The sequence below is a fragment of the Geminicoccus harenae genome, assembly GCF_019800005.1.
GTDB classification, from domain to species: Bacteria; Pseudomonadota; Alphaproteobacteria; order Geminicoccales; family Geminicoccaceae; genus Geminicoccus; species Geminicoccus harenae.
The window spans coordinates 1-24346 of sequence record NZ_JABGCL010000048.1 but is presented as its reverse complement, the minus strand read 5'-3'; the positions used below and the strand labels follow the sequence as shown (position 1 = coordinate 24346).

Below are 24346 nucleotides of genomic sequence, written 5' to 3'. Positions count from 1 at the left end.
TCGGCTGGATGGTTCGCTGGCGCCGCCTGGTGCGGGACTACGAGGCCAGGCTCGATGTGTCCGAAGCCTTCATCCACGTCGCCATGGGCAGCCTGCTGCTACGCCGCATCAGCCACCCATAGCCATTCTCAAACGGGCTCTAAGCGAAGAAGAACGTGGTGCTTACGACAACATCATCATTTTGTGCGCAAACTGCCACACGATAGCTGACAAAACGCCCGGGCATCATACTGCAGAACTCATGAGGGCATGGAAAGCCGACCATAAGGCAAAACGAGAGAGGGCTTTTGGCATTCACTCGCTTGACACACGTGAGGAACTGTCCAAGCGACTACAACCACTGCTCTCTGAAAACGCTATGGTTCATAAAGAAATTGGACCAGACAATGAGTATCGTTTTAATCCAGAGGCCTCTGAGGCTACCGCGTGGAAGCAGAGAGTAAAATCTACGATCATTCCCAACAGCTTGACCCTCCTCGCTTGGCTGGATGCCAACAGCAATTTGCTCAGTGATGAAGAGCTTAAAACTCGCGATGAATTCCGCTTTCACGTTCAGGGCCTCATGATGAAGCACTTGGAAGGACAATCCCTGCCAAACTCACGATTTCCGAACAAGATGAATATAATAGCGAGTTGAAATGCCCGACGAGTTTATTCACAAGCTCTTATTAGAACATACTGAAGTGCAGGCGTTAGACTGGCAATCTGACAGCGTGGTTTCGATATTAAGAAAAAGACGACCTCCCTTCCAAGCAGCGATTTTGAAGTTGCCCTTGGTCGATCTCGAACATGTTGAGCCATTTTTAGATAGCCCTGTTTCAGTAATTTCGAACTTTCCAAGAATAGGAAAATGGTCTGGTGGAGCTATTGAGCAATGCGAGGCAGCCGGAAAGGCTTGGGGACAGTGGGTAGTCTTGCTCAAAGCGATTAGTTCTGATTATCCGGAAACAACAGCGAATCCTGAGATATCCTTCAGCAGGCGTGCTCTTCGCCAGCATAGTCGAGTTGTAGGGGTAAGCTTTGTATTTGATCATCTACTGCTTGTGCATCATGAGAACGGCAAGCGACTTCGTGTTGCCCTGCTCTACGAATATGATCTTACGGGAGACGATGTGAGGGGCGCGTGGGACCATCTTGGGGCGTTCGATGTTCTTCTGAAGACAAATCCAAACGGTTCAATTTTACCAGAAGCTTACCAAGTGTCTGAAGCACTAGGAGCCAAAGTTTTTGGGATAAAAGATACCCTTGGCTATCTCGCTCGAGGTAAGTTTTGAGACTTGAAGAAATACTTCGCTTAGCGAACATTGCGCCCATGATTGAAGCGTGCAATGAGATTGATGGGAAGATTCGATGGTACATTTTTGGATCAGTGCTTCAAGACCAAGCATCACCCTCTGACATCGACGTACTGTGCGTTTGCTCAGGTGCCTTAACCTCGCGCAGAGTGATTTCGAGATGCGCGGACTTCCTACTTGATGCCCCAATCCACCTGCGAGTCCTGACTAATCACCAAGAGCAATCACTAAATTTCATAGAGAGAACAGGTGCGCTTAAAGTGAACGAACTTTGGGCGCGCACCCAATAAGGGTTTCCGCCAAGCACTCAAGGGCCGGTTCGCGGATCACTGCGACAACTGTTTAAATCAACAGCGAAGCTCAAAGAGCTGTCTTCTCCCATCCACTCAACATTAGGTTGAAGCGACGCCGCCTTGGTTGATGTGGTTGTCACTTAGGGTCGTATTTAGGACTGGCGTGCGGTCAGTTTGGCCTGGGAGACACCTGTTACTGCAATCGCCCACGCGGCGGTAACGGGACGATCTGCGATCCGCTCTTGAGGAAAATTATCCTAGATATTCGCCCGGATCGCTCCTATCCTGCCGCGAGCCGTCGACGCCAGCCGCAGGAATCCACCCATGCCCCGCACCGCCGCCCAGGCCGCAGCCTCCCGCAAGAACGGCGCCCGCTCGCAAGGCCCCGTCAGCGACGACGGCAAGGCCCGCTCCGCGAAGAACGCCCGCACCTACGGCTTCCGCTCGTCCGAGGCACTGCTGATCGATCTCGACGACGAGAAGCGCTTCACGGAGCTCCAGGAAGCCGTGCATGCCCGCTTCCAACCCGCCTGCCCGATGGAAGCCGCCATCTGTGCCCGCATGGTGGCGGCGCTGTGGCGGGCCGAGCGCGCCGACCAGCTGGAGGCCGAGCACTGGTGCCTCCTGCCGCGCGGCGTGAAGCCCGGCGACAAGCTGCGCATGGGCCAGATCCTCCATCACGACGAAAACAATCGCCGCCAGAGCCTGCAGACCATCCTGCGCTACCAGGCCGAGGCGATGAACGGCTTCAACCGCGCGCTGCGCGCCCTCAACCTGCTCCGTGCCGCCCGTGATGGCGCAGACAGCCCGCCGGCCCCGCCCGCAACGCTCCCGGACGATGGGCCCCCGGACGATGCGCCCGCCAACCAGAACCGCCCGGCCGAGCCCAAGCCGGTGCTTTGTACGAACGAACCCGACGCGGCGCCCACACCTCCCGCACCGGGCCTGGCCGACGCCCTGCCGCCCGGCATGAACCCGCGCCACCCCGACTGGGCGCGCTTCAAGGCATGGAACGACCGGTGCGTGCGCCAGATCGAGGCCTTCGCCGATGGCGAGCTGTTCGGCGAGGCCGCGCCGCCGCCGGAGGAAGCAGCCGGCAAGGAGGAATCCGGCCCCGCCGGCTGAGCCCCCTCCCCGGCGACCGCCGTGCGGCACTGGCCAAAGCACGCTACACTTCCGAGTGCGGCCAACAGCGGCCGCGCCGCCGGGCGATCGACTTGCGCCCGGCCGGCCAACCGATCAGGGAGGAGGCGGGCCATGCACGGTCCAGCCAGGCGCTCCGTCGCCGTCGTTCTGGGATTGGGGATCATCTTGCCGCTTTCCGCCAACGCCAAGGGCATCGACCGCGAACCGTTCGGCCAGCTCGCCGACGGCACCGCGGTGGAGCGCATCACGCTGACCAACGAAGGGGGGATGCAGGTAGCCTTCCTCACCTATGGCGGCACGGTCACTGCGATCCGCACGGAGGACCGCGACGGCCAGCTCGCCAACGTGGCGCTGGGCTTCGCCGATCTCGGCGACTATGTGGAGAAGAACCCCTATTTCGGCAGCATCGTCGGCCGCTATGCCAACCGCATCGCCGGCGCGCAGTTCGAGCTGGACGGCCAGACCTATCGGCTTGCCGCCAATAACGGCCCGAACTCGCTCCATGGCGGCGAGACCGGCTTCGACAAGCGGGTCTGGACGGCCGAGGAGGTCACGAGCGCCGACGGGCTGGCGGTGGCGCTCACCTATCGCAGCCCCGACGGCGAGGAATCCTATCCCGGCAATCTGGACGTGCGCGTCACCTACACGCTCACGGATGCGGACGAGTTCCGGATCGACTACGAGGCCACGACCGACCGGCCGACCGTCCTCAACCTCACCAACCACGCCTATTTCAACCTGGCCGGCGACGGCACGGGCAGCATCGAGGACCACGAGCTCACGCTCAACGCCGACGCCTTCACGCCCGTGGACGACACGCTGATCCCGACCGGTGCCCTGGAGAAGGTCGAAGGCACGCCGTTCGACTTTCGCGAGCCGACGGCGATCGGTGCGCGCCTGCGCATGGACCACGAGCAGCTCGTCCGCGGGCGCGGCTACGACCACAACTTCGTCCTGAACAAGCCCGAGCCGAATGCCCTCACCCTGGCCGCCCGAGTGCGCGAGCCGGTCTCCGGCCGGGTGATGGAGGTCCACACCACCGAGCCCGGCGTGCAGCTCTATACCGGCAACTTCCTGGACGGCACGCTGGTGGGAGCCGCCGGCCGGATGTACCGCCAGGGCGACGGGTTCTGCCTGGAAACCCAGCATTTCCCGGATTCGCCCAACCAGCCGGACTTCCCCACCACCCGTCTGGCCCCGGGCGAGACCTTCCGCTCGACCACGATCTTCCGCTTCTCCACCGACCGGACCTGACCCTTTCCGATCCGATCCGGGCCGCCGCCGGCCGGCGGCCCGGCTTTCCGCACTCGGGTACTTCAATCCCAGCTTAGAAGAAAATTAACATTGCTGGGCGTAGCGGGCGCCGATACCAGTATCGCAACAGTTTCTTCATCACTTCTTCCGAAGCAAGATGACCAGCATATAGTAAACGTTAACTTTCTCGTCGGCCATCCCGGCTGACGACCTGCCGGATCCCGGCAAACCCGCTTTGAAATCCCTCTGGGCAAGGAGCAGCAGCGCCGCCTCGGCGACGCCGCAACCCTGGCGCCTTGCCCGCGACACGAGCTGAGGAGTACCCGATGAGCGCCAACTATCTGCACGACGATCTCGGCCTGGACGGCAAGTCCCAGGGGAGCAACAGCCAGGGCAACACCCCGCCCGCGGCCCGCCCCGACTTCGTCGAGACCAACCAGAACTCGATCGCCCGCGGCAACGTCATCCAGGGCATCGGCAGCAATCCCGATGCCGATGCGGAAGGGCAGAAGCTCACCGTGACCGGCGTGGGCGCCAAGAGCGGCAATGTCGGCACCGAGGTCGCGGGCTCGGCCGGCGGGCTGTTCACCATCCAGGCCAACGGCACGCTGCGCTTCGACCCCAACGGCGCCTTCGACTGGCTGGCGAAGAACGAGACCGCCACCAGCCAGGTGACCTACACGATCAAGGACAGCAAGGGCGCCACCTCGACCACCACCGTCACCGCCACCGTGACCGGGCGCAACGACGCCCCGGTCGCAGCCGACGACCGCAACCTCACCGCCACGGTCGACGACCGCCAGACCATCGACCCGGCCCGGTTGCTGGCCAATGATTCGGACCCGGACCGCAACGACCCGATCAGCCTGGTCTCGGTCGATCCCGTCTCGCAAAAGGGCGCCACGGTCGCGATCGATCCCTCCACCGGCCAGATCCACTATCTCGCCAACGGCAGCGCCTTCGACAGACTCGCGCCGGGCGAGACCGTCACCGACCACTTCACCTACACGATCCGCGACGGCAGCAACGCCCGCAGCACCGCCACCGTGTACGTCAAGGTGACGGGCGCCGGCGAGCCCGGCGACCGGCTCGGCACGTCGCGCAGCGAGACCCTGTTCGGCACCGGCCAGGCCGACGTGATCCATGGCCTGGGCGGCAACGACCAGATCTTCGGCCATGCCGGCAACGACCATCTCCATGGCGGCACCGGCAACGACACGCTGCGCGGCGAGGACGGCAACGACATCCTCCAAGGCGGCGAAGGCGACGACCAGCTCTGGGGTGCCGGCGGCAGCGACACGCTGGCGGGCGATGACGGCAACGACCGGCTCTATGGCGAGGACGGCGACGACTTCCTCTATGGCGGCGCCGGCGACGACGTGCTGATCGGGGCGGGCGGCAACGACCTGCTGTCGGGCAGTCTCGGCCACGACACGCTGTACGGCGAGGACGGAAACGACACGCTGCTGGGCGACCTCGGCAACGACACGCTGGTGGGCGGCGGCGGCAACGACACGCTGATGGGCGGGGCCGGTGCCGACACGCTGCGCGGCGAGGACGGCAACGACACGCTGGAGGGCGAGGCCGGCGCCGACCTGCTCCATGGCGGCGGCGGCAATGACACGCTGAAGGGCGGTGCCGGGGCCGACACGCTCCATGGCGAGGACGGCCATGACTGGCTCTATGGCGAGGGCGGCCACGACCTCCTCTATGGTGCCGCCGGCAACGACTTCATGGTGGGCGGGGCCGGCAACGACACGCTGGTGGGCAGCGACGGCAACGACACGCTGGAAGGCGAACAGAGCGACGACGTACTGGACGGCGGCACCGGCAACGACACGCTGACCGGCGGGCTCGGCCGCGATGTCATGACCGGCGGCCACGGCCACGACGTGTTCGTGTTCGGCCTGCGCGAAAGCGGGCTCGGCGCCAATGCCGACCTGATCCAGGGCTTCGACGGCATCGGCGCCGCCCAGGGCGACCAGATCGACCTGAGCGGCCTGTTCGGCGGCGGGCTGACCTTCATGGGCACGGCCGCCTTCGACGGCCTCCACCAGGTCCGGGTGGTCGACCAGGGCGCCGACACACTGATCCAGGTCAACCTCAGCGGCAACACCGCCGCCGACTACGAGATCCTAGTCCAGGACGGCAGCGCCACCGCCGCCGCTTGGCGCGCCCAGGACTTCCTGTTCTGAAGCAGGGCCGGGACGCTCCCGGCCACAAAAGCAAAGGCATGGCCGGCTTCCAGTCGGCCATGTCGTTTTCATCGAGCGGTCGTCACCAGCGGCAGGTAGAGCCGGTCCATGCGCTGCACCAGGCTGGTGGTGCGGTGTCATCCGGAGGTCTGCCGTGGGTCGCCAGAAGTCGTCGCGCACGAGCAGGATGCCGGCCGGACCCGATCGGGAGGCCCTGCGCCGCCACATCCGGGCCAGTTCACCGTCGGCATCAAGGGCGATACCGCCATCGAGGCCCTGGGCAGCCGGCGCATCCCCAAGGTCATCGAAGTCGAGGGCGAGCCGGTCCGACCGACGTCATCCAGCGCAGCTACCGCCTGTCCTGGGAGATCGTCGAGGCGGACGCGGCCGACCTGCGCCGGGCACGCCCTGGCCTGCTACCGACCTCCATCCAGAAGAAGCTCGACTTCGTCCTGGAGCCACCCGGACGGGCGCCGGCGGCCGATACCGGCATGGACACGGTGGTGCCGCGCCTACCCCAACGGGTCGCGGGCCAGTAGACCCAGCCGGCCGGGGTGCCGCCGCCCCAGCCGAGGCCCGGGCAGGGAGTCAGCTGCCGGTATACTCCAGGATCGACAGGCCGCCATTATAGTCGTTGGCGTAGATGATGCCGTTGCGGTCCACGAAGATGTCGCAGGACTGGATCACCTGGGGCCGGTTCGGCCGGTGGTCGACCAGCCGCTCCGGCTTCGGCGGAACATAGGCCGCGATCTCGACCGGCCGGTACTGGTCCTTGATGTCGAACACCCGGATTCCGGCATTCTGGTAGGTGGTGAAGATCCGCTCGGAGCTGACATAGCTGCCGGGCCGGTTCTCATGGAGGTTGTGCGGCCCGAAATGGCCGTCCTTGCTCTTGTAGTCGGCCTCGTCCGGCGACTTGAAGGTCGAGATGCTGATCGGGTTGGACGGCTCGCGATTGTCGAACACCCAGATCAGCTTCTCGCCGTCCTCCTGGTGGTCCAGCACCGCCTCGTCCAGCACCACCAGCAGGTCACGGTCGGGCAGCGGCAGGCAGTTATGCGTCCCGCCCCCGAACGGCGGCGACCAGTTGCGGTGGACGATCAGCTTCGGGTCGTGGCGGTCCTTCACGTCCAGCACCACCATGCCGGCATCCCGCCAGGCGCAGTAGGCCATGTCGCCCGCCACGATCGGGTGGTGCAGGCCAAAGCGCCGGGTCGGCGCCCAGTCCGGCGTCTCGCCGGCCGCCTGGTTCATGCCCGGGATCCACCAGCGCCCGGCCGGCTCCGGCTTCGTGGGATCGCTCATGTCGATCGCCATGAAGATGTAGTCGGTGAACCCATCGAGCAGGACGGAGCAGTAGGCCCAGCGCCCGCCCGTGTACCAAATCCGGTGCACGCCGCCGCCTTCGACCGGCATGAAGCCGATCTGCCTGGGCTCGCCCGGCTTGGAGATGTCGTAGACCGCCATGCCCGCGGTCCAGTCGCGCGCCGGGGCTGCCTTCTGCTCGGCGGTGCCGACCTTCTTGCCGAGCGAGCCCTTGTAGTAGGCCTTCTCGTCCTGGAACTCGGCCGCGGCGAACATGTCCTTGGCGTTGATCACCAGCAGCAGGTCGCCATGCGCCTGCAGATGGATGCTCCAGGTATTGGGCGGTGCCGGGAAGTAGCCGGCGGCCTTGGGCTGGTAGGGGTCGCGCACGTCGACCACGCTGAACCCCTTGGAGAACATGTGGCCGATATAGGCGAAGCCGTCCTGGACCATGAGCTGCACGCCGTCCGGCCGGCCGCCCTGATCACTCTGGCCGAGCAGGCGCATGTTGCGGGCGTAGTCGGGAGCAGGAAGGTCGTGGGTCGCCAAGGGGATTCTCCGGGAGACGGGGGAAAAGCCGTGGAAGCGCGTCACGCTCCCACGGCACGGGCGGTTCAGCCGGCGGCAGCGCCCCAGATCTTCAGGTAGGCGTCGGTGTAGCCATTCTCGGGGTCGTAGATCCCCTTGGGCCCGCCATCCTTGTCGACGTTGCTCGGCAGGAAGAGGTGGGCCGGAGCGACGTAGCCGGAGTCCTTCTCGCCGGCGAAGGCGCGGTTGGCCTCGTCGACGATCTGCCAGCCATGCAGCCGGAGCGGCTCGGCCACCGTGCCGATCTGGTATTCTTCCTGCTGGATCCGCTGGAAGGCGGCGCCGCTGCCATCGCCCGCCGAGATGTTGCGCGGGTTGCCATCACCGGCGATGCCGGCCGCGGCCAGGGAGGGCGCCATGAAGTCGAAGGTCAGGTCGTTGATCGAGAGCGCGTAGGTCCACTGGTCGCCGTAGCGCTGCAGCAGGGCCGTGGTGAGCGGCGGCATCCGGGTGCTGGCGTCGGCGAGCGGCGTGTCGACCAGTTCCAGCATCTTGCAGCCGGAGCAGGCCTTGATGATGTCGGCCATCGCGTTGGCCTTGGCGACCGCGATCTCGTAGACGCTGTCGGTGAAGATCACGGCACCGGCCGTGCCGTTGGATTCGGCGACCGCGTAGGACGCCGCGGCCTTGGCGACCTCCATGGGATCGGTCGTGATGTTGGTGAAGATCGGCATGCTGTCATGCGGCCCGGCCTTGGCATAGGCGTGCCAGCCGATCACGGTGATGCCCTGCTTGGCGGCTTCCTCGACCGCGCTGGCCTGCTCGGCGGCGTCGATGGCGCCCAGGATGATGGCATCGGGCTTGGACGCGATGGCCTGGGCCAGAGCCGAGGAGCGGGCCGAGACGGAGCCCTGCCCGTCCAGGATGCGCACCGTCCAGCCGAGCTTACCGGCGGCCTCCTCCACCCCTTCGCCCACGCCGCGCGCACCGCCGTTGCGCTGGTCGGTCGAGACATAGACGAGAGTCTTGTTCTCTGCCGCCTTGGGCCCGCTGGTCGGCCCGTCCCATGGCGGGTTGGGCTTGCTGACCTGCTCGACATAGGCCTTCGCGTCCGCGACCGGGTCGGCGGCCGCCGGCCCGGCTGCCAGCGCCAGCACCGCAAAGCCCAGCAGGGCCAATGCGCTGGTCGACATCCTCGTCATGCCATTCATGTTCTAGCTCCCTGATGTGCGCGAGGGCTTCAGCCGCACCTTGCCGCGCTTGCGTTGGGCGTAACCGGCCAGTCCGATCGCGAGCAGCAGGGTCACGCCGTTGAACAATGGCTCGATATAGAATTCGCCGCCGAGCTGCTGGATGCCGGAAATGCCGACCGCCAGGATCGCCACCCCGGCGATCGTGCCCCAGACATTCACCCGCCCGGGCCGGATCGTGGTCGAGCCCAGGAATGCGCCCACCAGGGCCGGCAAGAGATATTCCAGGCCGACGCTGGCCTGGCCGATCCTGAGCCGTGCCGCCAGCACGATCCCGGCCAGCGCCCCGATCAGGCCCGACACGATGAACGCCCCCACCACATAGCGCCGGGTCGGGATGCCGTTCAGTGCAGCGGCGCGCGGATTGGCGCCGATGGCATAGAGATAGCGCCCGATCGGCAGGTACTCGGTGACGATCCAGAGCAGCAGTGCCAGCGCCAGCACGTAATAGGCGGCGATCGGGATGCCGAAGGGCATCAGCGTGTAGATCGAGGTGAAGCCCTTGGGCAGCATGCCGATCACCTGGCGGCCCTCGGTGTACCAGAGCGCCAGGGCATAGAGCACCGTGCCGGTGCCGAGCGTGGCGATGAAGCTGTCGATCTGGGCGAGTTCGACCAGCAGGCCGTTGAGCAGGCCGAGGAAACAGCCCATCGCCAGCACGATCAGCACGACCACGGGCCAGCTCAGCCCGAACTGGGTCTGGAGTGCTATCGCCATGATGTGCCAGAGCACGATCCCGTAGCCGACCGTGAGATCGATCCGGCCCGCCATCATCGGGATCATCGCTGCCAGCGACAGCATCGCGATGATCGCCTTGTCGCCCAGGATCGAGCGCAGGTTCAGCATGGTCGGGAAGGTCGCCGGCAGCAGCAGCGAGAAGAACAGGATCAGGAGAACGGTCAGGATCGGCAGGCCGTAGACCGGCAGGAGCTTGGCCGCGCGCTCCCCCGGCCCCATGGCGGCGAGTTCGGCCCGGGTCGGCTCGAGTGCCGTGGATTTGATCGACTGCATCAGCACTGCCCCGGACGTAAGGGATCGGCAAAGGGCGGCGGCGCCAGCGAGGCTGCCGCCAGCAGGACGCCCGGCTCAAGGGACTCTCCGTCCAGCTCCGCCACGATCCGGCCGTCGCGGAACACCAGGGCCCGATGGCAGATGGCCGCCACCTCCTCGAAGTCGGTCGAGATCAGGATCACCGCCAGGCCCTGGCCGACCGCCTCGGCGAGCAGCCGGTAGATCTCGGCCTTGGCGCCCACGTCGACCCCGGCGGTCGGGTCCTCCAGCACCAGCACCTTGCCGCCGATCCGCAGCCAGCGGGCCATCACGACCTTCTGCTGGTTGCCCCCGGACAGGGTCTCGATTGGCGCTGCCGGGTCGTTCGGCGCCAGGTGCACGCGCTGGCCCAGCATGGCCGCCTCGGCCGCCTCCGCGGCCGGCTGGCGCCAGGCGAAGCTGTGCCGGCCGGTGGCAGCCGGGTTGAGGAACATGTTCTCGCGCACGCTCAGGCCGTGGCCCACCGATTCGGCGATCCGGTCGGCGGCGACGAAGCCCACGCCTGCATGGATCGCCTCGGTCGGGCTGCCCAGGGCCGGCCGGGCACCGGCCAGCCAGACGTCACCCGCGAGCTTCGGCACCGCACCCACCAGGGCCCGGCCAATCGATTCCTGGCCAGCCCCGCGCAGCCCGACCAGGCCCACGATCTCACCCGAATGGATGGCCAGGTCGACCGGCCCGGCATCGGCGGTCGCGAGCCCGTCCAGCCGCAACACGTCGTCCGGACGGGGCCGGGGCGGACGGATGAACAGGCTGTCCGGGGGACGGCCGATGATCGCGCGCACGACCTGATCCGGCTCCGCCTCCGCGGTAGTCCGGCTGTCCACGGTGCGGCCATCGCGCAGCACCACCATCCGGTCGGCGATCGCGAAGATCTCGTCCAGCCGGTGCGACACGTAGATCATCGCCACGCCCCGGCCCTTCAGCTCGCGCAGGACCTGGAACAGATGGTCGACCTCGTCCTGGGGCAGGCTCGCCGTCGGCTCGTCCAGCACCAGGACCCGCGCCTCCCTGCCGACTGCCCGGGCGATCGCGACCAGGGACTTCTCGGTGCGGGTGAGGTCCTGGACCCGGCTCTCCGGGTCGATGTCCGGTGCGATTTCCGCCAGCAGCGAGCGCGCGCGCCCAGCCACCCCCCGCCAGTCGACCAGCCCGAACCGGCGACGGTAGCCCTCGGCCAGCGCCATGTTCTCGGCCACCGTCATCCATTCGATCAGGCCGAGATCCTGGTGGATGAACGAGATGGCGTGCCGCTCGGCCGCCGGGTCGAAGCGGCGCCCGGCCAGGAACAACTCGCCGGCATCGGGCAGGTGCACGCCCGCCAGCATCTTGATGACCGTCGACTTGCCGGCCCCGTTCTGCCCGAGCAGCGCCAGGATCTCGCCGGGATACAGGTCGAGGTCGAAGCCATGCACTGCGACCGTTCCACCGAACTGCTTGCGCAGGCCGCGCAGCGACAGGACTGGCGTCATCCCAACGCCCTCCGGCGCCGGCATGGCCTGGGCGACATCTTGCACCAGTGCGGGACCTCCCTGAGGCGGATCACGGCTTGGTTGCCGATTGGCCGCTTATGTCCTACTGCACGGCGGGACGGTGGCAGGTTGGCGACAGGGGAGCAACTTCTTTTTGCAAGCGGTCACCACCCTCGCCCGCCTCGATCGTGCCGCCAGCGAGTTCGTGCCGGCTGCCAGCCCGGTGCGGCTGACCCTCTCCCCGCAGCCGGGGCTGGAGCTGGCCCTGGCATTGCGGCCAGGCGCCCATGAGGAATCGAGCCTGGGCGACCCCATGCACAAGCTGGTGCTGGTCCAGGCCGGCATGCTCGATCTCGAGGGTGCCGCCGGCGGCTGGCTGGTGCTGCCCCGGCACATGGTGTTCATCCCGGCGGACCGGCCGTTCTCCTTGCGCACCCGCCCAGACACGAGGCTGGCGGTCGTGCATCTCGACCCGGGGCGCACGCCATGGTGCCATCATGGCTGCTGGGTCACCCGGGTGCCGCCCCTGGCCCAGCATCTGGTGGAGCGGGCGCTGGCCTGGGACGAGCAGACGGTACAGGGCGACGCGCTGGCCGGCAGCCTCCTGCGCACACTGGCCCTGCTCTGCCCCGAATGGTTCGGCAATCCGCGGATGCTGTGGATGCCGGCAGCCCGCAGCGAGGCGATGCGCACCGTAGTCCGCTATGTCGCCGACAACCTCGCTTCCGCCTCGGCGACGCTGGCGGCCCAGGCGGCCGGCCTCTCGCAGCGCACCTTGCAGCGCCGCTGCCTGGACGAGCTGCAGATGAGCTGGCGCGGCCTGTTGCGCGAGGTCCGGATGATGCGGGCGCTGGAGCTGCTGTGCCAGGGCAGCCCCGTCGGAAGCGTCGCGGGCGAGGTCGGCTTCGAGAGCCTGTCGGCATTCACCGTGGCCTTCCGGGAGCGCTTCGGCATGCCGCCCAGCGCCTACCCTCAGGCCGGCCGCACCTGCCTGCACGACGCAGCCGCCCGCCTGGAAAGGGAGCGCGTACCGGGCTGAGCCGGTACGAGGTCAGGGAAGAAAGAGCCTGAGGATTGCACCGCGCCGGGCTGGCCGTTCGGCCCGTCGTTCCGGCGCGCAGCCATCACCAGACCCCGGAGTCTCACATGCTGCGGTCGACGGCGGAACTTGTGCCTGCGACATGAAGCGGGATTTTCCATTCTAGGAGGAAAGTCCAATGGTGATCGTACAACATGGTTCGGCAAGAGTGCGGCAATGTCTGAAGTATGCTCCAAGCGTCGCCGCCTGCGCACGCGTGTGAACCTGCAGCGCGTCGAGGTCGCCGTCTGGGAAGAGGACCAGGAAGTCCTGCAACGGCTGGCGCATGCCCTGAACCTGAACAACCAGGTCGCGGCGAGCCTGCGGGAGATGCTGACCGCCATCTTGGCCGACGACCAGGATTCACTGCCGCGCAGCCTGCTGCTGGCCAAGTCGCCGTCCCGTCGCCGGGACCATTGAAGCTCCCAGACCACCCCGCACATCCGCGACCGGCTTTCACAGAGATTCCCTGGAAGTAGGTCCTGGAAATTCCACTGCCCGTTCTGGGCCCTATCCGGCTGGCTCCCACTACCGGCATCGCGCGCCTGTGAACTTTCTCTCGCGACTTTTAGGCTCCATAGCTATCAAATCCGGCTACGTGCGCTATGTAGTTGAGGGACCAGTCGCGGGAGGGCCATGGATGGCCAGGGTGTCGCAGGCGCTTCAGTTCAGGACGACCAGGCAGTCGTCCCGCAATGCCAAGACCGAAGCGGATCCCGACGCAGCGCTGATCGAGGCGGTTGCGGCAGCACTGCTGGAGAACGACGAGCGGTCGGACTGCCTGCGCGAGATCATCCGGCACCTGGCGCCGCCGCTCCACGACGAGCTTCGCCAGGAACGGGGCGACGATTCAGACGGCCGGCACTAGGACCCTTATCCGTCTGAGCCAGGACCTTGGTCGAGCAGGTGACCCGGAACGGCTCGATCCGGACAGAAACTGCCCCAGGCACTGCGCGCTGCATGACTCTGACCGTGACCTGCGGCAAGGCCGCATGGCTTCATGCGCCTCGTGGAATGCTGCCGGTCGAGAAGATGGCGATCCCGACCTGGGAAGGAGCAGGTCGGGATCGCCAAGAGTCGCGCGCAGGCTACGCGACGAAAGAGCGGCGGGAGAAATGGCCGTCTTCGTCCCGTAACATCATGCTACGGAAACACTTTGATGGTTGGCATGTGGTGTTCTGTCACGCGTAGGAGTTGATACGTGGCATCCACCCGCCCTATCGAGATCATTTCACGAAGTTTCCAGAGCAATTACAGTGCACCCACGGCCAGATCATGCGGGCAGCCGCCCTGAAGCCGTGCGCCACCCTGCTCATTCCGGCAGCCTGCTGCCGGACGGGCCGCAATTGCCGGTCATGATGCAGTCCATCTCCTGGCCCGGCGCGTAGCCCGGCAGCGGCCGGTTCCCCGACTCGCCCGGCACCATGCTGCCCCGCGGGTTCCAGCGCAGGATCTTGCCGGCATCCTCCTCGCCGAACGCCAGGGCGAGCACGCCATAGGAGAACGCGTTGCGTTCGGCCGGGCCGAGTGCTGCCCAGCCTGCCTGGGCCCGCTCCCAGATCACGGTCATGTCGGCCAGGTCGATCTGCGCGGCTTCGGGCAGGCCGGGGAAGCTCCGCGCCAGATGGTCGCGCACCACCGCGCGGTCGGCGGCGAGCCGCGTGGGATCCTGGCCGGCATGCTCCAGGCTGAACACCAGCGCGTCGACATAGGCATCCGCATCGGCCCGGGTCAGGCGGAGGTCGCCGACCTGCGCCAGCACCTGCTGCGGATCGCCGGCCGCCGCCTGGCCGGGCCCACCGGCCGGTGCTGGCGGCTTGGGCGCCGGTGCGGGCGGGGTGGCGGCCAGGCCGGGCGCTGCCCAGAGCAGCGCTGCCAGCAGCAGGCTCCATGCCGGGCGACGCGGCCGGCCACGCCCGTTCTGCCGGGCCGCCTTCATGCCGCCTGCGCGTCGTGCCAGAGCCGGCCGTCCAGCACCACCGAATCGAGGCGGAACTTGCGTGCACCAGTCCGCTGCTTGCCCTCGACATCGACGAAGCGGAAGCGGCCCTCGTCGATCCGCAGCACGGTGGCGTCACCGGTCGATCCCACCGAGAGATCGGCCAGGTCCGGGCGCTTCAGGATGTCGGCCGGGGTCTTGGTGACGGCACGGACGATCTCCGGCACCGCCATGCCGAGATGGAGGAACTTGGACATCGTCTCGAGATTGTCCCAGGCCGGACCGTCGATGCACAGGGCGTGGACATCCGAGCTGATCACGTCGGGCGGGAAGCCGCCGGCCAGCATCGCCTCGGCGACCTCGAAGGAGAAGCTGCCCATGCCGTGGCCGATGTCGAACACCACGCCGCGCTCGCGCGCCTGGAAGCAGGCCTCGCGGACCCGCCCGTCGCTGTAGATCGGCGCGTTCGGCCGCGGCCGGAAGCAGTGGGTCAGCGTGTCGCCCGGCCGGAGCACCGCCAGCACGTCCTCATAGCGCGGCGGGGGCGCATCGATGTGGCACATCACCGGCAGGTCCGCCTGCTCGGCCGCCTCGATCGCGAGTTCCAGGGGCGTGATCCCGTTATAGCCGCTGGCGTGGCGCCCGATCCGGACCTTGATGCCGCGCACCAGGTCCGGGTTGGCTCGCGCGATGTCGGCGCAGACATTGGCGTCGAGCAGGCGCAGGTCGCAGCTCTCGCCCACCGAGACCCGATCCGAGAAGCCGTAGATGCCGGCGAAGCTCACGTGGAGATAGGCCAGGATCTTGGTCTCGCTCCGCCCGATCACATGCTCGCGAAAGCCCTCGAAATTCCCCGGGCCGGCACTGCCCACGTCGAGCCAGGTGGTGGTGCCGGCCCGGCGTGCCAGCTGGTCCGGGCGGATGCCGAGCGAGGTGCCGCCCCAGTAGACATGGGTGTGGAAGTCGATCATCCCGGGCATGACGATCGCACCGCTCACGTCCCGCAGCGCAGCGGCACTGCCGTTCAGCCCGTCACCGACGGCCGCGACCTTGCCGTCCGCGAACGCGATGTCAGTCACCTGGTCGATGCCCTGACCGGGGTCGACCACACGGCCGCCGGTGAGGACCAGATCGTAGCTCATTGCCGCTCCCAACTGCAGGCGCGTGTGCGCCATCCGCTTCCCGGGGGCTAGGGGAAAGCCCTGTCCGCGGGCCGGGTCAACGGGTTGTTAACCGAATCCGGCTAAGATGAAGGCCATGCCAACCATGTTCGCGCCCCTTTTGGCGCGAGGAAAGGTCGACACGCATGGACGTCGTCTTCAAGCGGGCAGCACTGGGTCTGCCGATCGTGCTGGGCTTGGCCTTCACGCCCCTGCAAGGCTCGGACGCTGGCACCAGCACCGCCAGCCTCACGGTCGGCGTGACCGTGGTCAGCAACTGCAAGGTCGCCGCCTCCAGCCTGACCTTCGCCAACTATGTGAGCGGCCAGACCACCAACAACGACACCACCACCACGATCAGCTACTCCGGCTGCATGAACGAGAGCCTGAAGTTCGAGCTGAATGATGGTGCGAACCCGCAGGCCTCCAGCCGCGGCATGCGCAACAGCGCCGGCGGCATCCTCAACTACCAGCTCTACCGCAACACCGGCTACAGCGCGCTGATCGGCTCGGGCGCCAACGCGGTGAGCTTCACGGCTCCGGCGAGCGGCACCGGCACGGTGACGGTCTATGGGCGGATCCCGGCCAACCAGACCGCGGCCGCCGGCACCTACAGCGACACGGTGGGTATCACGCTCACCTTCTGAGCGCGGAGGAGCCGCGGAGCAGAGCGGCAGGAGGACGGCCCGTTCCGCCGGAACCGCCCGCACCACGCTCCGCCGCCGGCCGGCGCCGATACCGGCGGCGAGTGCAAGGGGGGCGCCCGCCATCCCGGTAACGGAGCGGCGGCCGGACCCGATGCTGTCCCGCCCCGCCTGCGGTCATCGCTTGCGGGGCCGGGCCTGCGTCGCCGTACGGCTCAGATCTGGCTCTGGGAGAAGTTCTGGATGCCGATCCGATCGATCAGTTCCAGCTCGGTCTTGTTGTGGTCCTGATGCTCCTCCTCCTCCTGGAGGATGCCGATCAGGAGGTCACGCGTGACATAGTCGCCATGCCGCTCGGCGATCGCGATACCCTTGCGGTACTGCTCGATCCCCTCGAGCTCGAGGCGGTAGTCGCACTCGATCACCTCCTTCAGGTTCTCGCCGATATAGAGCTTGCCGAGATCCTGAAGGTTGGGCAGCCCCTCGAGCAGCAGGATGCGCTGGATCAGCTTGTCGGCGTGACGCATCTCCTCGATGGATTCGTCGTACTCCGCCTTCCCGCGCTTGAAGTAGCCCCAGTTCTCCAGCATCCGCGCATGCAGGAAATACTGGTTGATGGCGGTCAGCTCGCCCTTGAGGGACAGATTGAGGGCGGCCAGCACCTCGGGGTGCCCTCGGACCGGGGTCGGGCTCGGCATCTGCGTCGCTTCCTAATGGTTGGCCCGCGAAGGGATGCCCCCATTCTTAGAATTGTTCAAGCCTTCGGGCCACGGGAACACGAACATCGCCCCAGGGTCGAAGGCGAGGCCGATCTCCCCGCCCACCCGATGCGCCAGGCTGCTCGGGACGTGGATGTCGCCCAGCCGTTCTCCCTCGGCCGCCAGCTCCACCCGGCAACGGTCGCCCAGGTCCCGGCAGGCCAGGACGGTGGCCCGCCAGGGGCTCTTGCCGGCTGCGACCGGCGCCAGGTCGCGGGTGCGCAGCACCACTTCCACACCCTGTTGGCCGTCGCGCGACACCGGTATCGGCCCGATCGGCGTCGCGAGCTGCCCGTCCTCGGGGCAGCCGCGAAAGCGCAGCACGGGACCGAAGAACCCGGCGACGAACCGCGTGGCCGGGCTTCGGTAGAGCTGGCTGACACTGCCGGACTGGGTGATCCGGCCGTCCTCGATGACATGGATCCGGTCGGCCTCGGCGATCGCCTCGTCCGGGTCGTGGGTCACCATCAGGACCGGGATGCCGGCCTGGCGCAGGATGGTCAGCACGCTGCCGCGCACCTCGACCCGCAGGCCGGGGTCGAGCGCGGAGAAGGCCTCGTCGAGCAGCACCAGGCGCGGCTCCGCTGCGAGCGTGCGGGCCAGCGCCGCACGCTGTTGCTCGCCGCCGGAGAGTTCGTGGGGAAATTTCTCCGCATGCGCCGCCAGCCCCACCATGACCAGCAACTCGTCGACCCGGCGGCGGCACTTCGCCGCGTCCCTGGTGCGCAGCCCGAACGCGACGTTCTTGCGGATCGTCATGTGCGGGAACAGGGCGACGTCCTGGAACATCAGGCCGATCGAGCGGCGCTCGGGCTGGATCCAGTGCTCCCGGTCGCAAAGCGTCTGGCCGTCCAGCGCGATGCTGCCGGCAGACGGGCGCTCCAGGCCGGCCACCAGCCGCAGCACGGTCGACTTGCCGGATCCGGAAGGGCCCAGCAGGCAATGCACCGCACCCGGCGGCAGGTCGAGCGACACCCCGTCCAGGGCGAAGCCCTGCCCGGAGCCGGCACGGTAGCGATGGCCGAGGTCACGGACACACAGGCCGGTTCCGCTGATCTGGCAGGCAGCACGACCGGCGGCCGGCGCCATCATGCCACCTCGTCGCGTTCCCGCACGGCCTGGGCCTGCGCCAGCGCCTCATGACGGGCGCGCACCTCGTCGATGATCGCCTCCATGGTGGGCAGGCATCGACCGCAGCATACGGTGGCACCCATCACGGCGTGCAGATCCTCGCCAGCATCGACGGATCGCGCTGCGGCAGCGCGTTCACAGTCGGCCTCGCTCAAGCAGTTGCAGACACAGACGATCATGATCGTACGACAGGGCCCCAGCGAGACGTTGACACTGGACAAGTCGGGAAGGCTATCGGGCGGGCACGATCTGCGCCTGCCCATCGATGATCGGTACTTCGGGCCTCCAGAGCCTGATGTAAAGGCAGACCCGACCGATGCTTTATTTAGAACAATTCAAGGATGAAGCTTTCCGGCCGGGTGGCGGCGGCTGGTCCCGGATGCTATCGCCCGCAGGACAACCAAGCGAAGGGTGACGATGAAGCGGTTCTCGGCAGCGCGGATCCTGGACGAGGCCGGGAGCGGCCAGCGTGGCTGGGAGCCGCACTGGCTGGACCGGGGAACTCCCGCCGCCCGCTATGACGTGGTGGTGGTGGGTGGCGGCGGCCACGGCCTGTCCACCGCCTACCACCTGGCGAAGCACCACGGCATTCGCCGGGTCTGCGTCCTGGAGAAGGGCTGGATCGGCGGCGGGAACACCGGCCGCAACACGATCACGATCCGCTCCAACTATTTCTACCCGGAGAGCGTCGCCCTCTACGATCTGGCGCTGCGGCTCTACGAGCGGCTCGCCATCGAGCTGAACTACAACGTGATGGTCAGCCAGCGCGGCGTGGTGCGCCTGGCCCATTCGGAAATCGACCTCGAGCTGTGCGCGCGCTTCGTGAACGCCATGCGCCTGAACGGGGTGGATGCCGAACTGCTCGACGCAGCACGATTGCGCCGCGAGATCCCGGCGCTGAACCCGGACGGCCGCTACCCCCTGTTCGGCGGCTACATCCAGCGCCGTGCCGGCACCGCCCGCCACGACGCGGTGGCCTGGGGCTATGCCCGCGCCGCCTCCGCGCTGGGCGTCGACATCGTCCAGAACTGCGCGGTCGAAGGCTTCGACATCCAGGGCAGCCGGGTCCAGGCGGTGCTGACCAGCAAGGGCCGGGTCGAATGCGGGACCGTGGCGCTCTGCGTGGCGGGCCATTCCGGCCATCTGGCAGCCATGGCCGGCTTCCGCCTGCCGATCACCTCCATGTGCCTGCAGGCACTGGTGAGCGAGCCGGTGAAGCCGTTCCTTGACCGGGTGATCATCGACCCCGCGACCGGCACCTATGTCAGCCAGTCGGATAAGGGCGAGCTGGTGGTGGGCGGCGGGCTGGACCTCTACCCGTCCTATGCCCAGCGCGGCAACTGGCCGGTCCTGGAGACCGTGGTGGCGGGCCTGATCGAGATCATGCCACGGGTCGGCCAGCTCAAGCTGATGCGCAAATGGGGCGGCATCTGCGACATGGTGCACGACAGCTCGCCGATCATCGGCCCGGCCCCGGTCGACGGCATGGTCCTGAACTGCGGCTGGGGCACGGGCGGCTTCAAGGCGATTCCGGCCGGCGGCTGGCTCACGGCCCACCTGATCGCCCATGGCGAGCATCATCCGATCAGCCGGCCCTTCGACCTGGAGCGCTTCGAGACCGGCCGGCTGATCGACGAAGCCGCGGCTTCCGGCATCGCCCACTGAGCAGGCCCGGCCCCCCGGTTCTCAGGAACCGCCCGGCTGGACCGGAAAGTCCAGGAAGATCCGGCGCACCGTCGCATCCAGGTCAGCGCTCGCGAGCGGATCGCTGCCCTGCAGGGCCTGCGCCGCCGCCACCCCTTCCCAGACGATCCGCCGCTCCTCGGGATCGATCAGGTCGATCGTGAGCACGCCTTCGGTGATCGTCTGGACGTCGCTGTAGCCGCCATACCAGGGCCGGTAGAAACCGCCCGGGTACCAGAACGGATCATAGGGATAGGCCGACCATGGCGGGGGCAGGCTGATGACCCTCAGCCGATCCATCTGCCTGGTCCGGAAGTCCACGAGCAGGTCGGGGTCCGCCGCCACCTCGACGAAGCCCCGCCCTTCCAGTTCACGGCGAACCGCCGCGCGCAGGCGCTGGGTCTCGAGGCTGGTATAGGTGGAAGGATCGGTGCCCTGCCGCTGGGGGAAGCCGAAGCTCTGATAGGCGGCGAAGTCGACCGTCCGGTCCCAGTCGCTGCGCACTGTGGGCTCGCCGGCACAGGCCGCCAGCCAGAACGCCGCCACCACCACCACCAAAGCCCGGATCGGCCGCATCATCGTTCCTCCTGCCCATAGGACGATTTGTGCCGGGCGAGCCGTTCCGGCAAGTTCGCCCTTGCGGATCGGGCGGAGGGCCGGTGCAGCCAGATGACCAGCGGCGAACCCACCGCACGCCAGCGCCAGATCCTGGAACTGGTCGGGCAGCGCCATTCCAACAAGGCGATCGCCTCCGCGCCGGCATCAGCGAAGCCACGGTGAAGGGGCACCTGACCAACCTCCTGCGGCGCCCGAGGGTTTCCAGCCGCATCGAGGCGGCATTACGTACCCTCACGTCCCGCTGCCCTCCACGAGCCATCTTGCACTTCGCCGCCTGCTCGCCTACCTACCGGCCACCAGGGTCCCCATCGTCTAGAGGCCTAGGACTCCACCCTTTCAAGGTGGCGACACGGGTTCGAATCCCGTTGGGGATGCCAACTCTTTCAAAGGCTTAGATGCGGTCAAGAACGGCCGCCCTAAGCTGATCCTAAATGGATGCTACGGGACGGCACTGGATGATCGGAGTCCAGGTGCGGCAGCCTGCCACACATCGGCAGGCCAGGTGACGCTCGGTGAGCCACCGCGCGACCGATGGCCAAGCCTCAGAATTTTCCCCGGCCATCGTAGAGTTGCGAACTGCCATAACTGCCAAAAGCGCGCAGATACCGGGGGCTGGTGAACGCTGGCAGCAGGATCGGGGCGCTGGCCGGGGCCGAGGATCCGTGCCGAAGGCGTTCCGTATCCCGAAAGCAGGCTGAAGCGTTCGCCGGCGAGGTGAAGGGGTAGGGGGATAGCCGCCGTGAACACCGGAATGTTCGATCCAGCCGATCGTGGGTTGAAAAAGGGTCGCCAGCGTACTCAGGGCGACGCTCGCCTCCTGTCCGGCGCAGTGGGCCGTGAGGCGCTACGCCGCGAAGTGTCATTCGTGTCGGTAGAGATGATCCGCGGATCGCGGTTGCTCGGTAGGCCCAACCGGACAAGCAAGGCAGTATGAGGGCCCTCCCACGCTCCATGTTGCACCGGCGGTCTAGGAGGTAACGCCACGCTTGCCTGCTGATCATCGGCAACCCCAACCGAGGCGCTGGCTAACCAGCTATGAGCCGGAGAAGGTTGCAGGTAGCCAATCAGAGTGGGTACTGGTCCGACGAGAGGGATAAGTGATGTCGGACGAGACTCTTGCCTTCTACGACACCAATGCGAAGCGCTATGCCGCGGACAGTAGCATCAATCCCCGGCTGGCTGGCTTCCTCGCACGGCTGCCGTCCGGTGGCCGCATTCTGGAACTCGGCACTGGCGCAGGCTTGGACGCACGGCACATGCTGGAGGCGGGCTTCTCCGTCGACGCCACCGACGGTTCGCACGAACTTGCCCGTGTCGCAGGTCGCCTGCTTGGCCGTCCGGCCCGTCGGATGCTCTTTAGTGAGCTAGATGCCGAGGCGGCCTATGATGGGGTCTATGCCAGCGCGGCGCTGCTGCATGCTCACCGGGCAGAGCTGCCGGAGATCATCCACCGCATCCACCGCGCTCTGAAGCCCGAGGGCTGGCTGTGGGCGAGCTTCAAGGGCGGGACCCAGGAGGGCCGGGATCGGTTCGGGAGGTACTACAACTATCTGGACGCCGCAGAACTGCGGGGGCTCTGGTCTGGGAATGGAAACTGGCAGTGGCTGGACCTGCAGACGTGGGAGGGAAGCGGCTATGACCGGCGGCCCACGGTCTGGCACGCGGTGGTGGCGCAGAAGGGCATCTCCTAGTCCTGGTAGAGACCGGTCGGGGAACCTGATCCCGAGCCCAGGCGCACGTCACGGGTGTCGATGTCCCGCGGCTTGTGACCCGTGCTGGTAGCGATCCATGCAGAGCCCTCTCTGAGGAACAGCACACCGCCGGTGAATAGACATGGCGATCTCAAAGAAAGAGAAGCGCATGGAGCGTCATCTTGCCTCCGGTTCCTTGGGCCGCTGAGACAGTCTGCCTCGTGCAGTAGCCTCCACTTTGGCTGAGTGCCTGAGAGGCCGCAGCCTTCCCGAACACGCACAGCGCCCTCAAGCAAAGAAGTAGGGACGAAGCGTCATTGGCGTCATGGGCGTCATGCGAGCGGGTCTACCTGGACATCGGGGCGTCTCGTACCACTCAGTCGCCATCAGCCAGCGGCCGACGTTGTCGCTATGGGCGCGTCTTGAACTCGCTGAAGCCTTCGCCCAATTTCCTTCCCGAACCCGATCCGGGCCCCTCTGGCGCAAGCTTCCTGGCACTTGTGCGATGTCGGATCCCGAGCATCCGTCTGCCAGCGGGAAGCTGCCATGGTCTGGGATGTCCTCTCGGCGCTCGTCCGCCTATTCATCATCGAGCCCTTTCAGGTCGAACTCGATGAGCACCTGCGCCGTCTGGGTGCGCCCGCCGCTGTCGTGCAGGAGGTTGCCAGTTGCGCCTCTGCCGCCCAGCCGGTGCTGGTCGAGCGGATCAGCGGCGACCCCTGGTGGGGAGTTGCTACCGTCGTTCGCCTCTGGCTCGGCACGACTAGCTACGAAGCCGTGCTGGGCGATCAGGTCCCCGCCTGTGCTCCCGCTCTACGGGCAGCACAGCCTTACCTTCAGGAGACCGATGAGTGATGTGGGCTCATGCCGACTGATCCTCCAAGCGTCGGCATCCGCCTTTCCTCATCGAAAGTCCCAGGTCGGCACCTTGGTGCCCAGGCCCAGCCGCCGGTCGCGGATGTAGATGTCCCGCGGCTTGTGCCCCGGCTGGTCCCCCGAATCGATGCTGGTTAGCAGGAGGCGGACCAGCGCCAGCGAGGCGGCGTCCTCAGCCGAGGCAGTCTCGCTGGCGCTCGATGATCGGCTGCATGAGCAGCCAGGGAAGGCCGGTGCAGACGGCGACGATGACGATAACGCCGAAGACCTCACCGTTGCTCAAAACGAGCTGTGCGTCCTCGATCGTGGCTCCGATCAGGACGCCCAGGACAACTCCGACGACGAAGCCGACGATCGTGAACACCACGCGCAGGCGCAGCAGCCAAACTAGCCGAGCGTACGCCGTATGGTGTCGAGGCTTGGAGGCGCTCAGGATCAACGCACCAGCTCCTGTGAATGTTGCGCCGAACAATATTCTACGGCCGGAGCTGCAAACTATCACTGATACTCCCGTAAAACGTGATGACCAAAGTGACGCACCAAACATTTGGAGGAGCCCATGCCCCCCGCCAAACTCCTTGCACTTCAACTATGGCTTGAGAACAACCAGCGTCACGTCTCGCTCGTACCAGGAGCCTACAGGCTCCCATGATGGGATCCTGCGTGGAGACACGCGATCCGGCAATCATTCAATCGGCGGCGGACCGGGTGTGGGACTAAGGAAGCCATCCGCCGCCGGATAAAGGCGGGTCTACAATCAGGGGACCGCGCCTACTAGAATTCTGCTGACAACACCAAGGACGGTGATCCTGATGAATAAGGCGCTCATGTGGCTTTTGCCAGTGGATGGGGCGGCTCGGGGGGCATCCAGAGTCTGGCGGCCCTGGTGCTGAATCCTGTCTCTATCGTGACTTCGTCCACCGGCGCGTCATCCGCTTGAGGATAGCCACCTGCCTGAAGAATTCGTGCCTGGGCTGAGC

At 66.6% G+C, this 24346-nt stretch carries 23 protein-coding genes, 1 tRNA gene and 1 pseudogene; 14 read left to right on the top strand and 11 right to left on the bottom strand.

Going from position 1 to position 24346, the window contains the following annotated elements:
- The 6 genes and pseudogenes from HLA95_RS24655 to HLA95_RS24630 all read left to right on the top strand — a co-directional run.
- Window positions 1–122, top strand: a pseudogene (locus tag HLA95_RS24655) (IS5/IS1182 family transposase); the annotation flags it as partial.
- 119 nt (window positions 123–241) lie between these two features.
- Complete coding sequence (locus HLA95_RS24650; protein ID WP_191058242.1) at window positions 242–637, top strand: hypothetical protein; 396 nt, start codon at window positions 242–244, stop codon at window positions 635–637.
- A 1-nt stretch (window position 638) separates the two neighbouring features.
- The gene (locus HLA95_RS24645; RefSeq protein ID WP_191058241.1) at window positions 639–1274 is read left to right on the top strand and encodes a hypothetical protein; all 636 of its coding nucleotides are present in this window, start codon (window positions 639–641) and stop codon (window positions 1272–1274) included.
- A gap of 638 nt (window positions 1275–1912) precedes the next feature.
- A complete protein-coding gene (locus HLA95_RS24640; protein ID WP_191058240.1) occupies window positions 1913–2713 on the top strand; it encodes a hypothetical protein in 801 nt (266 codons plus the stop codon).
- A gap of 132 nt (window positions 2714–2845) precedes the next feature.
- Window positions 2846–3988, top strand: a complete 1143-nt coding sequence (locus HLA95_RS24635) for an aldose epimerase family protein (RefSeq protein WP_191058239.1) — start codon at window positions 2846–2848, stop codon at window positions 3986–3988.
- Window positions 3989–4314: 326 nt separating this feature from the next.
- Window positions 4315–6183: a cadherin-like domain-containing protein gene (locus tag HLA95_RS24630; RefSeq protein ID WP_191058238.1), complete on the top strand. Its 1869-nt coding sequence runs from the start codon at window positions 4315–4317 to the stop codon at window positions 6181–6183.
- Between the two features lie 588 nt (window positions 6184–6771).
- Here the strand turns inward: HLA95_RS24630 and HLA95_RS24625 are convergent.
- The 4 genes from HLA95_RS24625 to HLA95_RS24610 form a co-directional block, all read right to left on the bottom strand.
- Window positions 6772–7995, bottom strand: coding sequence for an LVIVD repeat-containing protein (locus HLA95_RS24625; protein WP_191058244.1), 1224 nt, complete (start codon window positions 7993–7995; stop codon window positions 6772–6774).
- 107 nt (window positions 7996–8102) lie between these two features.
- Entirely contained in the window at window positions 8103–9218 is a 1116-nt protein-coding gene (locus tag HLA95_RS24620; RefSeq protein WP_222184846.1) for a substrate-binding domain-containing protein, read from the bottom strand.
- Between the two features lie 12 nt (window positions 9219–9230).
- On the bottom strand, window positions 9231–10277 hold the full coding sequence (locus HLA95_RS24615) for an ABC transporter permease (RefSeq protein ID WP_191058237.1): 1047 nt from the start codon (window positions 10275–10277) through the stop codon (window positions 9231–9233).
- Window positions 10277–11788, bottom strand: a complete 1512-nt coding sequence (locus HLA95_RS24610) for a sugar ABC transporter ATP-binding protein (RefSeq protein WP_191058236.1) — start codon at window positions 11786–11788, stop codon at window positions 10277–10279. The genes HLA95_RS24615 and HLA95_RS24610 overlap by 1 nt, the downstream gene beginning before the upstream one ends.
- A 154-nt stretch (window positions 11789–11942) precedes the next feature.
- Here HLA95_RS24610 and HLA95_RS24605 point away from each other — a divergent pair, with 154 nt between their 5' ends.
- The 3 genes from HLA95_RS24605 (at window position 11943) to HLA95_RS24595 (ending at window position 13734) form a co-directional block, all read left to right on the top strand.
- Window positions 11943–12827: an AraC family transcriptional regulator gene (locus HLA95_RS24605; RefSeq protein ID WP_191058235.1), complete on the top strand. Its 885-nt coding sequence runs from the start codon at window positions 11943–11945 to the stop codon at window positions 12825–12827.
- Between the two features lie 216 nt (window positions 12828–13043).
- Window positions 13044–13286, top strand: a complete 243-nt coding sequence (locus HLA95_RS24600; RefSeq protein WP_191058234.1) for a hypothetical protein — start codon at window positions 13044–13046, stop codon at window positions 13284–13286.
- Window positions 13287–13506: 220 nt separating this feature from the next.
- Window positions 13507–13734, top strand: a complete 228-nt coding sequence (locus HLA95_RS24595; RefSeq protein ID WP_191058233.1) for a hypothetical protein — start codon at window positions 13507–13509, stop codon at window positions 13732–13734.
- Window positions 13735–14178: 444 nt separating this feature from the next.
- Here HLA95_RS24595 and HLA95_RS24590 read toward each other — a convergent pair whose 3' ends face one another.
- The gene (locus HLA95_RS24590) at window positions 14179–14805 is read right to left on the bottom strand and encodes a hypothetical protein (protein WP_222184840.1); all 627 of its coding nucleotides are present in this window, start codon (window positions 14803–14805) and stop codon (window positions 14179–14181) included.
- Window positions 14802–15947 (bottom strand): amidohydrolase/deacetylase family metallohydrolase, encoded by a 1146-nt coding sequence (locus HLA95_RS24585; protein ID WP_222184838.1) that lies wholly within the window; start codon window positions 15945–15947, stop codon window positions 14802–14804. The genes HLA95_RS24590 and HLA95_RS24585 overlap by 4 nt, the downstream gene beginning before the upstream one ends.
- Window positions 15948–16111: 164 nt before the next feature.
- Here HLA95_RS24585 and HLA95_RS24580 point away from each other — a divergent pair, with 164 nt between their 5' ends.
- Window positions 16112–16612 (top strand): Csu type fimbrial protein, encoded by a 501-nt coding sequence (locus HLA95_RS24580; RefSeq protein WP_191059228.1) that lies wholly within the window; start codon window positions 16112–16114, stop codon window positions 16610–16612.
- A 212-nt stretch (window positions 16613–16824) separates the two neighbouring features.
- On the opposite strand, the gene bfr is transcribed toward HLA95_RS24580, so the two are convergent.
- From bfr to HLA95_RS28595, 3 genes are read right to left on the bottom strand one after another with little or no spacing between them, the layout of a single operon-like run.
- The gene (gene bfr / locus HLA95_RS24575) at window positions 16825–17307 is read right to left on the bottom strand and encodes a bacterioferritin (RefSeq protein ID WP_191059229.1); all 483 of its coding nucleotides are present in this window, start codon (window positions 17305–17307) and stop codon (window positions 16825–16827) included.
- A gap of 12 nt (window positions 17308–17319) precedes the next feature.
- A complete protein-coding gene (locus tag HLA95_RS24570; protein ID WP_191059230.1) occupies window positions 17320–18459 on the bottom strand; it encodes an ABC transporter ATP-binding protein in 1140 nt (379 codons plus the stop codon).
- Entirely contained in the window at window positions 18456–18584 is a 129-nt protein-coding gene (locus tag HLA95_RS28595) for a hypothetical protein (protein ID WP_255513164.1), read from the bottom strand. The genes HLA95_RS24570 and HLA95_RS28595 overlap by 4 nt, the downstream gene beginning before the upstream one ends.
- 331 nt (window positions 18585–18915) lie before the next feature.
- Between HLA95_RS28595 and HLA95_RS24565 the strand changes: the two genes are divergently transcribed.
- Window positions 18916–20163, top strand: coding sequence for a sarcosine oxidase subunit beta family protein (locus HLA95_RS24565; RefSeq protein WP_191059231.1), 1248 nt, complete (start codon window positions 18916–18918; stop codon window positions 20161–20163).
- 21 nt (window positions 20164–20184) lie between these two features.
- Here the strand turns inward: HLA95_RS24565 and HLA95_RS24560 are convergent, their stop codons facing one another.
- Entirely contained in the window at window positions 20185–20760 is a 576-nt protein-coding gene (locus HLA95_RS24560; protein ID WP_191059232.1) for a DUF4136 domain-containing protein, read from the bottom strand.
- Between the two features lie 340 nt (window positions 20761–21100).
- On the opposite strand from HLA95_RS24560, the gene HLA95_RS24555 reads away from it, so the two are divergent.
- The 3 genes from HLA95_RS24555 (at window position 21101) to HLA95_RS24545 (ending at window position 23345) form a co-directional block, all read left to right on the top strand.
- Window positions 21101–21176 (top strand) — tRNA-Glu (locus HLA95_RS24555).
- A 723-nt stretch (window positions 21177–21899) separates the two neighbouring features.
- The gene (locus HLA95_RS24550) at window positions 21900–22490 is read left to right on the top strand and encodes a class I SAM-dependent methyltransferase (RefSeq protein WP_191059233.1); all 591 of its coding nucleotides are present in this window, start codon (window positions 21900–21902) and stop codon (window positions 22488–22490) included.
- A 546-nt stretch (window positions 22491–23036) separates the two neighbouring features.
- A complete protein-coding gene (locus HLA95_RS24545; protein ID WP_191059234.1) occupies window positions 23037–23345 on the top strand; it encodes a hypothetical protein in 309 nt (102 codons plus the stop codon).
- Window positions 23346–23538: 193 nt separating this feature from the next.
- On the opposite strand, the gene HLA95_RS24540 is transcribed toward HLA95_RS24545, so the two are convergent.
- On the bottom strand, window positions 23539–23805 hold the full coding sequence (locus HLA95_RS24540) for a hypothetical protein (RefSeq protein WP_191059235.1): 267 nt from the start codon (window positions 23803–23805) through the stop codon (window positions 23539–23541).
- Window positions 23806–24346: the final 541 nt, after the last annotated feature.